Below are 13271 nucleotides of genomic sequence, written 5' to 3' on the forward strand. Positions count from 1 at the left end.
GTCTTACCTCGATAGGTATTTATTCAACAACTCATCATCACTCTGATTACCACCAGATTCAGTTATCACCTGCTCTCTAGAGTTGTAATAATCAGAAGTTTTCTTCCCGTACTTATCAGACAACCGCTTCTGACCAAGCTTTATCGTACCGATAATGTTGTTAATTGATCTTTTTGCGGAAGATTCAGATTGTGTATGTGAAAGGTTACCGATCGCATCGCTGATTTTCTTACCTTCAGCATCAGATAAAGCCCCCATTCCTTTCATTTGTTGTACGCCAGATAAGAACCCTTGTGACTTCAACGTATCTACCAGTGCAGAAGTATCCGCGCCAGACGAACCTGGTGCAAAAACACCAGCAATAGAAGGAGATGTTAGAGAGAAGTTGGTACCGAAATAATTGCTAAACCCGTCACTATCCAGAATTGACTGGGCTGTATCAATGGTTCTTGCCATTGTGTCCATACTGGATAGATATTGTTCTTCGCGATTGGCTTTTTCCTGCTCTAACTTCTTCTGATTGGATTCTTTCTTCTGATTCAGTTCTGCAAGTTTAGCTTGATTAGTTTCTCGCTGAAGTTGACGGTCTATTTTCTTGTCTTCCAACTCCATTCTCTTAATTTCGAGTTCTTGCTTTTTGATACCTTGATCAAACTGAGTTTTCTGCTGTTCAGCATCAAGTTGGGCTTGCTGATAAGGAGTAAGTTCCTTTGGCTGAGAGGATTTGTAAGCGTTGTATCGCTCAGGAGATAGCGATGCAGTATAGCCTGCTGTCATATTCATAAATCGCTCAGGAGAATTCTTCAATATTTGAATTCTATTGAGCGTTTCGGCGGGATCTCCGCCAATTTTTGTTAGATAGTCAGCCCGTTTTTTTAGGTATTTTTCAGCATTTTGTGGGTCAGACATTATTTTATAATTCGTATCTAAAAAATTATTTCTTGTCTCATTACTTCTGAAGTTAAATGCCTTGTTTATTGAGCTGGCCGCTTCAGGATATTTGAGCATAACCTGAGCAATGGCGTCCGGATTCTCTGACTGAAATGCCGCAGCCACTTCTTCCTGCATCATCTGTTGCTGTTGTTGCCGCTGATTTTGTTGCGCTACCTGCCCAACAGCTGACCCCACTTTTCCAAGAGCCAAACCTAAATTCTGACTAGAAGACAGGATGCCACTCCAATCTGGGTTATACCCTTGCATAATTCACCACCTTGTAACCAGTCTTGTCTGTTGAAACTGCATCTGGAGTAACCTGTTCAGCATGATCTGCGATGACGCCACGTCCAGACCCTGAAAGCCCAAGCTTTTCGCCCTTATCATTCCAATCCCAAGTGTAAATCTCGTTTCCGCGCTCGGTGTATTCTCCAGTGGCTTTAATATTTTTCTTGAGTCGGATGTCTGAAAATGCGGATATCAGAGCTGGCGCCGCACTTGCAAGACCACCAAGAACACCAGACGCCATATTTTGTTGAGATGCCGCAGAGTTTAGCATTCCGGTTCCGATGCCCGACATAGTACTTGCCATTCCGCTCAATGTACTGCCACCAAACGTACCAAGCCCTTGTGATCCCTGAAGGCCACGACCGGAAAGCGCACCTAGCGCATTAAAGTAGTCATAATTTTTCTGGTAGTCTTGAGCATACTTATGATTGGCAAGCTGACTTAATAAAGCTCCCGAACTCGCGCCTAGAGCGTTTCCAGTAGCAGTTGAACCAAGACCTCCAGTTGCTTCAGCAGCATTTAGAAGTGAGTACTGCGCTTCTTTCTGCATTTGCTTGAATTCAGGGGATAGAGATGCGGACTTATAGTCTGGACCACTCATCCCCTGCAGGGTTGAGAGCAACCCTTTTTGCTTTCCGAGAGCTAACTGGCCGACCTCAGAATACGGCTCAAATTCGTTTTTAATATAATCGAGCCAGTCCTGCTGCATTCCGAGCGTTCGATAACCTAAATCAGCAGAAGTATTCGCAGCTTTTCTAGCTGCTTGAGTCCCAAGAAAATCCCCTGGATCATGTGAAATTCCCAGCAACCCGCCGGCGCCATCCGCTCCCAGAGCCCCGCCAACCTTGTCAAATACATCGCCCATAACTAAACCTCTTCATTAAAATGATGTTTTTTACACCCGCACCAACAACCTTTGATGGTCCCTTCCAGGTTTCAACAAAACCAAACTTTCTTGCTAAGTTACAAACTCGCTTTCTTTCTTCCCTGATAACAGCCCAAACCTCACGATCGCCAATGAACGTCAGTACATCAGTGACCGCATCTCGGCACCAGTGTCGTTCTCCATCTTTCATGGCCATGTGCAACTCAACATAACCTACGCGATTGATCACAACAAATACGCCACAATCACTCCAAAGGTAATAGTTGCCCTCTACCTGAGGCCACGAAGCCACCCCCCAAAGGCGCATCAATTGAGACCCGGTATACTCGTCTATCTTATGTAGTGTCTTACTAAGTTTTTTTTCACCAGAAAAGCGCATATAACTCACACCGCCCCCATCCGTATCTTAGATACATGGTATTGTTATAAAGGTGTTCAGAATTTGAACCCAGTTATTCACCCCATGGGTTCAAGAACTGAACTGATGAACATCACATTCCCGCCTTTTAATCGCCTTAAGGTTCAACAATTGAACCGAACTCAGTTCAAAACTTGAACCGGGTAGTTTTACCAGTCCAACCTGTCAGGCCTCCTTGTTGCATCTCTTTCTAAATGCTTTCCCGGGCACTCATCAATTGGAACCCATGACAAAGCATACAGGGCACACCTTCCCCCTGGATTCGTGAACTTGCCTTGCCGCGTCAATACTAAGAATCTGCGAGCTTGAAGCTCTCCCAACACTTTGGTTAAAGTGGCCTTTCCAGCAATCCCCCAGCTTTGAGCTTGCGTATGTGTGGCAGATAAATCACCGTTATTATTGCCCTTGTATTGATAAGCAAGCCACAACAGCAGACGAACAGCATTAGCAGATAAGTACCGAAAGTCGTCACTATCCATGACATGGCGAGGTATACCGGCAAAGCTCCTTCGTCCACTCTGGCGCCCTTTAGTCCTTTCTCTCGTTATTGCCATAAATCATTAGTCCGCCACCTTATTAGTGAAGAGCTTTAAGCTGCGCCGGAGTCAGTTGGCTGGTGGTATAAAGCCCATCCCAGTCCTTACGCATCGGCAATTTGTCTTTCCGATACAATCGATACAAAAGCTCAGCACCTTTTGGAGTAACAAGCGTCTTATAACTGCGCTTCCCTGGTTGGTATTCATATGAACTACACGTAAACGATGTATTTCTATAAGCTGAAGACGGTCTAAAACCATGTCTCTCAGCAATCAGAACACCAATAGACGCCAAAGATCCCTGAACGTCTTGAGTGTTAACTCCATTAAGCTGCATACAGAACGACGGGATTGTTACTCCTGTAGCCAACTGCGCAGAAAGATCTTCAATAGCACTTGATAGCCGAGCGTTCTCCTGCTCTTTCTCCTGGATAGCGCTTTGTGCCACCAGCAATGCTTTTGCCATTAGCTCTTCCGGTGATAGCTCACTCTGACCATGTGTATAACCTCCATGCTTTCGAATAGACGGTAATACCTCACTCGTTACCCAGCGCTTAAACGCTTTAGCCTTAGGAAGCTTTGAAGAAAAGATAAGAGCATATAAACCGGACTCGTTAATCGTGGTTACTTCCTGCTCACCTCCACGGGTGTCGTGCCTCGCGACGGCCTTGTCCTCAATGTCAACATGCTTAGCTAATGCATCTCGTGGATTTTTATAGCCCAACGTTTTAGCGACTTCTCCACCAATAAACCAAGGCTGACCATCAACATCAGTGGCAACCTTTAACTCTCCGAACTGGGAGTTTGTGAATACCTTCAGTGAACTATCAGTGTTATAATCTTTCTCGGAAACTAAGTTAGATTGCGCCCTCTCGTGGGCGTTTTCTTTTTTCATGACTCAACGTCCCCCCTTTAGTGCACTCTCATGCAGCCAGTTCATCACGCTGAGCGATTTGGTTTTCAACCCAATCATCAACTTCAGCTTCAACCCAAGCCACTGATCGGCAACCAAGAGAAACAGATTTTGGAAATTGACCGGCATTCATGCGGTCATAGATGGAACTACGAGATAAGCCTGTCATACGAATGACTTCGATCATGCGCATTAGGCGTCGTGTGGTTTTAACTTGTTCTGTCATGTTGCCCTCGCGTTAACTGTGTACGTTTTCGACAAGGACAAATATAAGGGGATGAATTGTGGGAGTGGGATAGAACCACCCCGAAGATTTTTTATGAATAGTGGGGTATACCCCGTGCGTATCCCTTATAAATAAAGGCTTCTCGGGGTACTATTTTTTTTGTGCGTTTCCTAGTTTATTCCAGTTGGTAACTGTACGTAATCTCTCAGTTGCTGCATTACTCAACCCATCTGGAAAATAATCTTGAATTCCATCAGGTACATTTATTTGGTTAATTTTTGGGTCTTTAATTGCTTTTAGCCATGATCTTAACGCTATGGCTAGCTCTGGTGCCGTTTTTTCATGCGAATAATCAAGCAATAATTCGACATCCTTAACCCAGTCAGGGCAGGAACAGTTGCTCCCTTCCGATTGATTAGGCTCAGGTTGTATTACTTTGCTAGCTGTTTTCCCATTTTCTGCTGGTAATTCATAGTTAAACCATAGCTTTATGGAAAACCTTTCCGCCCATTTAACAATCTCAATGACAGGAATAACCCTTTTATCTAAAGGAGGATTAATACTGTCAAGCTCCTGAACAAGTAAATCAAATGGAGAGTAATAATCACTGATAACCTCTCCATCTAAGCTATGGCAATGTTGTTCAGTTTTGATGTAAACATCACCTCTCAATCGCAATGACTTGGATGCTAGATGTTGAACAATGGTTATTTGCCACTGCTTAGCTTCTGCTGAATTAGTCCAGTTCTCATATTCAGCTTGGTTAACACTGCTTACTTCGAAGGGGTTTAGCCCAGCCAGATACAAGGCAAGTTCATCAATCGAATAATATAATTGCGGAATATTCATCACATCCTCTTAATGCGACCTCTAAAGGGAAGTGTTGCCAGCCGTTAGAGTGACGGCGTTCGGGAGCTACCCTAGGCAACACTAATCTTGTCATGCTGGTGGTTAGGCGATTCTCAAACCACGGATACCAACCTTTAATGTTTCACCTTTGCTGGCTTGTTCAATACGATCACTCCACCAGCACATAACCGGCTTTCTTCGTTCTAGATAGTCGGAATGGTTATACGCTCGCCTGATTTTATTTGGTTCCTGGTGCGACAAAGCACTCTCGATAACATCACCATCAAAGCCCTGAGCATTTAGCGTAGTACTTGCTAGGCCACGTAAACCATGAGCCGTAGTCCTGTCTTTAAAGCCCATACGCTTAAGAGCTGCATTAGCCGTCTGGGTGTTTACGTGAGTCTTAGGGTTGCGGTCGGCAGGGAAAATATATTCTCTATGGCCAGAGATAGGTTTCATGCTTTCAATGATGGCCAATGCCTGAGGGGTGATAGGCACTGTGTGAGTAGTGTGCATTTTGGGTACCGGAACAACCCAAACCATTTCTTCCAAGTCTATCTGCGACCATTTAGCGGTTGCAGCTTCACTAGGTCTCACCATAGTGTGCAACTGCCAAAGGATAAGGTTTCTGGTCGTGGTAGATAGGTTAGCGTTATCTATGGAGGTAACGAGCTCTGGGAGTTCTTCGGGGCTAAGAGCGGGGTTATGTTTCACTTTCTGAGATGGATACAGCTTAGTGAGTTCAACCAGGGGATTAAATTCAATAGCACCATTTACCACCGCAATGCGCATGATCTCATTAGCAATGATACAAATACGTTTAACCGTTTCTATCTTGCCTTGCTTAGCTATCGGATCCAGAACACCCTTCATCAACATGGGTTTAATTTCGGTCACCGGCACATGGCCAACTGCAGGTATTAAATACTTGTCCACCATTCGAGCACGCTTGTTATATGTCGTGATAACGGTCGTTTCTTTCTTGATAGCCAGGTATTCATCAGCGAACGCTGCAAAGGTATTCGTGAGTTCATCACGTTTAGATTGCTCTAATGCCAATTTATGAGCTTTTGGGTCTATACCCTGAGCAAGTAGTTTTCTAGCTTCGTCTCTCTGTTCCCGGGCAAAAGCTAAAGACACCTCTGGATAACTACCTAAGCTGATCTTGTTTCGCTTTTTAGTGATCGGGACGTAATAGTTAAACATCCAAGATTTTGCGCCATTTGGACGGATACGAAGGAGCAAACCATTTCCGTCAGCCAATGTGTATTCTTTCTCTTTTGGCTTCGCTTGCTTGATTTGAGTCGCTGTTAAGCTGGTGGTGAGACGCGCCATAATTCAGTTCCGTGTTAGGGGAAATATACCGCTAGGGTTACTAACAGGGTTACATAAATCACTGGCTGTAACAATACCTCTTCGACATCCTCGGAGTTAAGGTATTGATATTTCAGGGGGTTATAAAACGAAAAAAGACGTCCGAGGACGTCTTCATCTTAAATATGGTACCGGTGGGCGGACTTGAACCGCCACGCCCGAAGGCAACGGATTTTGAATCCGTCGTGTATACCAATTTCACCACACCGGCATCTTGAGGCTATTGCCTTTCGATGGATGGCATTATACGTAACTCCGGAGCGTGCGCAACAAGAAAAGCAAGGATTTCAACTCGTTTGCCGATAATTTCGCCATAAGTTCGAATTTCCTCACTCATTGGCCTCCTTTTCCGTCGCCGCTTATCACTTTTCCCCGCCGCATCACACAGTTACCAAACGTTTCATCTAAGCTAAACAAAGCGTTCTCAGCAGATAGCGCTTGGAGATAAAACGAATAATTGACAGGAGTACGCCAATGATGGTGTCAAAGTGGCAGTGGTTACTGAATCAGATGACGCGTAAATTGTGGTTTCGTACCTCATTGTTTGCTTTATTGGCTGTGCTGACCGCCCTGCTATCGCTAGCTCTGAATCAGGTGCTGACCCTACCCGCCGCGATGACGGTTAATATTGATCTGCTGGAAAACATTCTCAATATTCTGGCGACCAGTATGTTGGCTGTGACCACTTTCTCGCTCAATATTATGGTCTCCGCGTACAGCGCGGCCAGCGCGGGGGTCACCCCCAGAGCGACGCGTTTACTGATGGAAGACAGCACCACACAAAATGCGCTGGCGACATTTCTCGGTTCGTTTCTGTTCAGTCTGGTTGGCATTATCGCACTGGGCATTGGCGCCTACCATCAACAAGGACGAATCTATCTGTTTGTCGTCACTATGGCGGTCATCGTGATGATCATCCTGACTTTACTGCGCTGGATACAGCACCTTTCGGTGTTGGGCCGGGTCAACGAAACCACCGCAAAAGTGGAGCAGGCCCTGCGCGACGCGATCCAAAAACGCGGGGCAGCACCTTGGTTGGGCGGTCACCCCTGGAGCCACCCTGAGCACAAGCCGCGAAACAGTCCCCCCCTGTGCAGCGAGGCGATCGGCTACCTTCAGCACGTCGATATGCGTCACCTCAACGACCTCGCCGAGCATCATGACTGCACAATTTATCTGGCCAGACAACCTGGCAGCTTTGTGTACCTCGGACAACCGCTGGCCTGGATTTGTGGTTCAGCGCCCGACAGCGAAGACATGCTTTCTGCCTTCAGCGTGCGCAGCGAACGCTCCTATGATCAGGATCCACGTTTCGGTTTGGTGGTACTGGCGGAGATTGCATCCCGGGCGCTGTCACCGGCGGTTAATGACAGCGGTACTGCGATTGATGTAATGGGCCGAGCGGTGCGTGCGCTGGCACTGTGGGGGGAGTTGCAAGATCAGCCTCCGCAAACGATCCGGTTCCCACGTCTCTATGTACCCGCGCTCAGTAACCAGGATCTGTTTGATGATATTTTTCTGCCCATTGCTCATGATGGTTGTGAACAACTCCCCATTCAGATTCGTTTGCAGAAATCGTTGCTGGCGCTGGCGAGTATGCAACCAGCACGCTTCGCTCAGCCCGCGCTACGCTTGTCGGAAAAAGCCCTCGAACTGGCCTTGCCTCAACATTACACCGAAGATGAGAAACACCTGCTTGCCGAACTGTCGCACCAGATCACAGCACAGACTCGGCGGGGGTAAATCTGTGATAGCCACGACATAAATACCGGTCACTTAACGCGGACACTTTTCTCCCTCTGATGAGCACTATATTCTGACGCCCAAATTTTCTGGTACGACACGAATTTATGACTCCTTCTCAAACCTTGCCACCTGCGGGCTTTTTCCGCCGTCTGGCGGCGCTGTTTTACGATGCGCTGATTGTGATTGCGATTGAAATGATCGCGGGCGGTATCGTGATTGCGATCCTTGAAGCCTTGTTCGCGGCGGGCCTTATCACCTATGGCAACTATGTGGATGTCAGCGATCTATTGACGAATCATCCGCTCTGGAGCCCGCTGTACAGTCTGTACCTGGTATTAACCGGGTGCTACTTCTTTATTTTCTTCTGGACTCGAGCCGGACAGACGCTCGGGATGCGAGCCTGGAAACTGCGAATCCAAAACGAAGATGGCAGCGCGATCCGCTGGACACAGGCTGTGCTGCGACTGGCGGTGGCGGGCTTCGGGTTAGCGAACATTATGGCGCTGGTTGACCCGAAAAAACGCGGACTGCACGATCTGGTGGCGAAAACGCAGGTCGTGGTTCTGCCCAAAGCCAACTGAGCGATACAAAAAAGGAAGGCTGGCGCCTTCCTTTTCTATTTGACGATTTACAACTTGCGCCGCATGAGCATCACGGCAATACACAAGAACACCACACTTGGTGCAATCGCACCCAATGCTGGTGGAATGCCATAGACCAAACTTAGCGGACCAAAGAACTCACTGGAAATGTAAAACGTAAATCCGGCAATTACCCCTGACAGAATCCGCGCCCCCATGGTCACACTACGTAACGGACCAAAGATAAACGACAGCGCCATCAACATCATCACGGCAATCGAAAACGGCGAGGTGATCTTCCGCCATAACGCCAGCTCGTAACGGGAAGCGTCCTGTTCTGACGCTTTCAGATAACTGACATAGTCATACAATCCTGACAACGACAGCTCTTCCGGTTTGACGGTCACTACCGCCAGTTTATCGGGCGCCAGGGATGTCACCCAGCGGTATTCCGGTAAATTTTCTTTACTGATCACGATGTCATCGGTCATGTCCGTCAGCTGAACATGCTTCATTTCCCACTGATTGTCACCGATGTAATCCGCCTCGCGGGCGTATATAACGCTGAACAAATCTTTATTCTTATCAAAACGCCACATATTCAGGTTGTGGATTTTGTTTTCATCCACTTTACCAATGAAGATAAAATCATTGGCATCACGCGCCCAAACCCCGGTCCGGACCGACATCAGGCTACCACCCGAAGTGGCAAATGCCCGTAAATCACGCGCCATTTTCTGCGCTTGTGGTGCGCCCCATTCGCCAAGCAAGGTGACAAAAATCATCAGCGGCACCGCGGTTTTCAGCACCGACATACCAATATTAAGTTTGGAATACCCTGCCGCCTGCATCACCACCAGCTCTGAGCTGGACGCCAACATCCCAAGCCCGATCAACGCTCCCAGCAGAGCGGCCATTGGGAAAAACATTTCGACATCACGAGGAATACTCAACACCACAAAAAACAGTGCCTGCAGTAAATCGTAGGTGCCTTGTCCAACTTTACGCAACTGCTCGACGTATTTAATGATGGCCGACAGACCGACAAAGGTCACCAAAACCAGTGACGTGGTCGCAACAATGGTTCGGCCAATGTAAAGATCCAGAATTTTAAACACTGTTAGGCTGCCTTTTTCAGTTTCTTCTGTCGTAATTTATCTTTGAATCGTCTCATTGCCACACTGTCCATGGAGTTCGCCATGACCGCGGTAATCAACAACAACAGGTTGATTGGCCACATACCCAGCCAGCCCGGAATGGCTCCGTCTTCCAGTGCCGATTTGGTTGCACTGATAGCAAGGAAGTAAGTCAGGTAGATCAAGATCGCCGGGCCCATTTTGGCGAAACGCCCCTGACGCGGGTTAACCGCAGAGAGTGGCACCACCAACATGGTCAGCAATGGAATACACACCACCAACGAGATCCGCCATTGCAGCTCCGCCTGGGCTTCCGGGTCCGGATTTTTGATCAGCTGATGAGTTGGGATCGCTTCCCAGTCGCGGCGCTTTTTCTTCACGTCACGTTGACCAATCAAGCCTTCATACTGCTCAAAATCGGTGATCATGTACTGCACGCTGGTTGGCATTCCTTCGTAGCGGGTACCGTTAAACATGCGAATCACCTGACGCCCGTCGCTGAGCTCTTTCACCACACCGGCGTCAGAAAAGGCCACGCTCGGCGACACCGAATCACGCGGACGCAGCTGAGCCACAAACACGTTTTCCAGTTGCTTGCCTTTAATGTCATCGATGAACATCACCGACGATCCATCCGGCGTACGCTGGAACGTGCCTTTTTGCAACAGATCCACACTGTTTTCGGAGGAAAACTCTTCCATCAGCTGCGCTTCTTTGTCCTGACTCCACGGTGACAGCCAGAACGCGTTAAATGCCGCGGCCGCACCGGTTATGATCGCCAGATACAGCGCCGCCCGGATCAGGAACTTATTGCCGATCCCCGTGGCGTTCATCACGGTAATTTCACTTTCCGCGTACAAGCGACCGAACGTCAGCAGGATGCCAATAAACAGACTCAGTGGCAGCATGAGCAGCCCCATCGACGGCATGTTCAACCCGACGATGGACATAATCATTCGTGCAGGAATTTCACCATCCGACGCTTCCGCCAAAACCCGGATAAACTTTTGGCTTAGAAACACGAGAAACAGCACAAAGAATATCGCTAATTGGCTCTTGAGTGTCTCGCGGATCAAATATCTAACAATAATCACGCTGAAATTACCTATACAAAACTTGTTTTTTTAGTCGAATCACTATAATTTCCCGTTGAACCTTTTATTTTTTAAAAATTTCACTAAGTGTTGAGGACCTTTTAAACTTAGTCCTGATTAAGGATTCAACAAGTTAAGCGTCCATTATCTAACATTTAGGTCTATTTGTCTTCAGGATGTAGGAGTACGCATGGAGTTCAGTGTAAAAAGTGGCAGTCCAGAGAAACAACGCAGTGCCTGTATCGTCGTTGGTGTCTTTGAGCCACGTCGCCTTTCTCCAGTAGCCGAACAATTAGATAAGATTAGCGATGGCTACATAAGTTCACTACTTCGTCGTGGTGATCTGGAAGGAAAACCGGGGCAGATGTTGCTGCTTCACCAAGTACCAGGCGTTCTGTCTGAACGTGTTCTGCTTGTCGGATGTGGCAAGGAGCGTGAACTTGGTGAGCGTCAGTACAAAGAAATCATTCAGAAAACCATCAGTACGCTGAATGAAACCGGCTCGATGGAAGCGGTCTGCTTCCTGACTGAACTGCATGTGAAAGGCCGTGATACCTATTGGAAGGTCCGCCAGGCGGTGGAAGCAACCAAAGATGGCCTGTACACCTTTGATCAATTCAAAACCGTCAAACCGGAAACCCGTCGTCCGCTGCGTAAACTGGTATTTAATGTCCCGACTCGTCGCGAACTGAGCCTGGGTGAAAAAGCGATCACGCACGGTCTGGCTATCTCATCTGGCGTGAAAGCGTGTAAAGATCTCGGTAACATGCCACCCAACGTTGCCAACCCGGCGTATCTGGCCTCTCAGGCTCGACGTCTGGCTGACGACTACGAGACCATCACCACCAAAATCATTGGTGAGCAAGAGATGGAAAAGCTGGGTATGACGTCTTACCTGGCGGTTGGTCGTGGCTCGAAAAACGAGTCCATGATGTCGATCATCGAATACAAAGGCCACCCAGATGCGAACACCAAACCTATCGTGTTGGTGGGTAAAGGTCTGACATTCGACTCAGGCGGTATTTCACTCAAACCCGGCGAAGGCATGGATGAGATGAAGTACGACATGTGTGGTGCAGCTTCGGTATTTGGTGCGATGAAAGCATTGGCCAAACTGAATCTGCCTTTGAACGTAGTGGGTGTCCTGGCTGGGTGTGAGAACATGCCAGGCAGCAACGCATACCGTCCGGGTGACATTCTGACCACCATGTCCGGTCAGACTGTCGAAGTGCTCAATACGGACGCAGAAGGTCGTTTGGTCCTGTGTGATGCACTGACCTACGTTGAGCGTTTCGAACCCGATTGTGTGGTCGACGTTGCAACGCTGACTGGCGCCTGTGTGATCGCGCTGGGTCATCACATCAGCGGGGTTCTGTCGAACCACAACCCGCTGGCGCACGAATTAGTGAATGCGTCTGAACAGGCCAGTGACCGTGCATGGCGCCTGCCAATGGCGGACGAATACCATGAACAGCTGAAGAGCCCGTTTGCGGATATGCAAAACATCGGCGGTCGTCCGGGTGGCACCATTACGGCCGGTTGCTTCCTGTCGAAGTTCACGAAAAAGTACAATTGGGCGCACCTGGATATCGCCGGTACGGCGTGGAAATCTGGCGCAGCGAAAGGCTCAACTGGCCGACCAGTCTCGATGCTTGTCCAGTTCCTCCTGAACCGCAGCGGCCAAGAGACAGAAGAATAATTTCTGCAAACATCCAAAAGGGCCGTCAGGCCCTTTTTTAATACCACTTTCACCACGACGAAAACACAATGCAAACGGCAACCTTTTACATCGTTAAAGACGGCAGCCCGCAAGCCGAGCCCGCTGGCTTTATACCGTATGTGGTTTTTCTGGCTCACCACTTTGCCAAGCAAGGGGCTAAGGTCTACCTCAACTGTCACAATAAAATTCATGCTGAACAGCTGGCCGAAGCGTTCTGGCAAGTTGAGCCGGATCAGTTCGTCGCGCACAATCTGGTGGGGGAAGGCCCGAAATACGCCACCGCGATCGAAATCGGATTTCAAGGTGTTCGCCCGAGCTGGAACCGCCAGTTGGTGATTAATCTGGCCGATAATGAGACAACCTTTGCGAACAAGTTTGCCGAAGTGGTAGACTTCGTCCCCTGCGAGGAAAAAGCGAAGCAGCTCGCAAGAGAAAGGTATAAACTTTACCGTCAGGCTGGCTACCAGTTGCAGACGGTCGAAATACAACACCCATAACGGTCAATCCTTATAGTTAAGCTCTCTCTTCAGAGAGTTCACTTATAGAGATTGACCACTGATTTAAACCATCA

Annotated in this window: 13 protein-coding genes and 1 tRNA gene; 4 read left to right on the top strand and 10 right to left on the bottom strand. The window is 48.1% G+C overall.

Going from position 1 to position 13271, the window contains the following annotated elements; translation table 11 throughout:
* Positions 1–3: 3 nt before the first annotated feature.
* From VPR01S_RS22020 to VPR01S_RS18105, 8 genes are all read right to left on the bottom strand, one after another.
* Positions 4–1200, bottom strand: coding sequence for a phage DNA ejection protein (locus VPR01S_RS22020; RefSeq protein WP_021706816.1), 1197 nt, complete (start codon positions 1198–1200; stop codon positions 4–6).
* A complete protein-coding gene (locus VPR01S_RS22025; protein ID WP_021706817.1) occupies positions 1187–2086 on the bottom strand; it encodes a tail fiber domain-containing protein in 900 nt (299 codons plus the stop codon). The genes VPR01S_RS22020 and VPR01S_RS22025 overlap by 14 nt, the downstream gene beginning before the upstream one ends.
* Complete coding sequence (locus VPR01S_RS18075; protein WP_021706818.1) at positions 2070–2495, bottom strand: hypothetical protein; 426 nt, start codon at positions 2493–2495, stop codon at positions 2070–2072. The genes VPR01S_RS22025 and VPR01S_RS18075 overlap by 17 nt, the downstream gene beginning before the upstream one ends.
* A gap of 606 nt (positions 2496–3101) precedes the next feature.
* The gene (locus VPR01S_RS22030; protein WP_021706819.1) at positions 3102–3956 is read right to left on the bottom strand and encodes a BRO-N domain-containing protein; all 855 of its coding nucleotides are present in this window, start codon (positions 3954–3956) and stop codon (positions 3102–3104) included.
* Positions 3957–3984: 28 nt separating this feature from the next.
* On the bottom strand, positions 3985–4200 hold the full coding sequence (locus VPR01S_RS18090; RefSeq protein WP_021706820.1) for a helix-turn-helix transcriptional regulator: 216 nt from the start codon (positions 4198–4200) through the stop codon (positions 3985–3987).
* Positions 4201–4350: 150 nt separating this feature from the next.
* Positions 4351–5049 carry a hypothetical protein gene (locus VPR01S_RS18095; RefSeq protein WP_021706821.1) on the bottom strand — a complete coding sequence of 233 codons (699 nt, stop codon included), beginning with the start codon at positions 5047–5049 and terminating at the stop codon, positions 4351–4353.
* A gap of 102 nt (positions 5050–5151) precedes the next feature.
* Positions 5152–6384 carry an integrase arm-type DNA-binding domain-containing protein gene (locus VPR01S_RS18100; protein WP_021706822.1) on the bottom strand — a complete coding sequence of 411 codons (1233 nt, stop codon included), beginning with the start codon at positions 6382–6384 and terminating at the stop codon, positions 5152–5154.
* Between the two features lie 165 nt (positions 6385–6549).
* Positions 6550–6634, bottom strand: a tRNA-Leu gene (locus VPR01S_RS18105).
* Between the two features lie 263 nt (positions 6635–6897).
* Between VPR01S_RS18105 and VPR01S_RS18110 the strand changes: the two genes are divergently transcribed.
* Positions 6898–8166 carry a DUF2254 domain-containing protein gene (locus VPR01S_RS18110; protein WP_021706823.1) on the top strand — a complete coding sequence of 423 codons (1269 nt, stop codon included), beginning with the start codon at positions 6898–6900 and terminating at the stop codon, positions 8164–8166.
* A gap of 107 nt (positions 8167–8273) precedes the next feature.
* A complete protein-coding gene (locus VPR01S_RS18115) occupies positions 8274–8750 on the top strand; it encodes an RDD family protein (RefSeq protein WP_021706824.1) in 477 nt (158 codons plus the stop codon).
* A gap of 47 nt (positions 8751–8797) precedes the next feature.
* Here the strand turns inward: VPR01S_RS18115 and lptG are convergent, their stop codons facing one another.
* Positions 8798–9868 carry an LPS export ABC transporter permease LptG gene (lptG, locus tag VPR01S_RS18120; RefSeq protein WP_021706825.1) on the bottom strand — a complete coding sequence of 357 codons (1071 nt, stop codon included), beginning with the start codon at positions 9866–9868 and terminating at the stop codon, positions 8798–8800.
* Between the two features lie 2 nt (positions 9869–9870).
* Positions 9871–10980, bottom strand: a complete 1110-nt coding sequence (gene lptF / locus VPR01S_RS18125) for an LPS export ABC transporter permease LptF (RefSeq protein ID WP_021706826.1) — start codon at positions 10978–10980, stop codon at positions 9871–9873.
* A gap of 190 nt (positions 10981–11170) precedes the next feature.
* On the opposite strand from lptF, the gene pepA reads away from it, so the two are divergent.
* Together pepA and VPR01S_RS18135 are read left to right on the top strand one after the other, a co-directional pair.
* The gene (pepA, locus tag VPR01S_RS18130; protein WP_021706827.1) at positions 11171–12679 is read left to right on the top strand and encodes a leucyl aminopeptidase; all 1509 of its coding nucleotides are present in this window, start codon (positions 11171–11173) and stop codon (positions 12677–12679) included.
* 68 nt (positions 12680–12747) lie between these two features.
* Positions 12748–13197, top strand: coding sequence for a DNA polymerase III subunit chi (locus VPR01S_RS18135; RefSeq protein ID WP_021706828.1), 450 nt, complete (start codon positions 12748–12750; stop codon positions 13195–13197).
* The last annotated feature ends 74 nt before the right edge of the window (positions 13198–13271 follow it).

The organism is Vibrio proteolyticus NBRC 13287, from assembly GCF_000467125.1.
In the GTDB taxonomy this organism is placed as follows: Bacteria; Pseudomonadota; Gammaproteobacteria; order Enterobacterales; family Vibrionaceae; genus Vibrio; species Vibrio proteolyticus.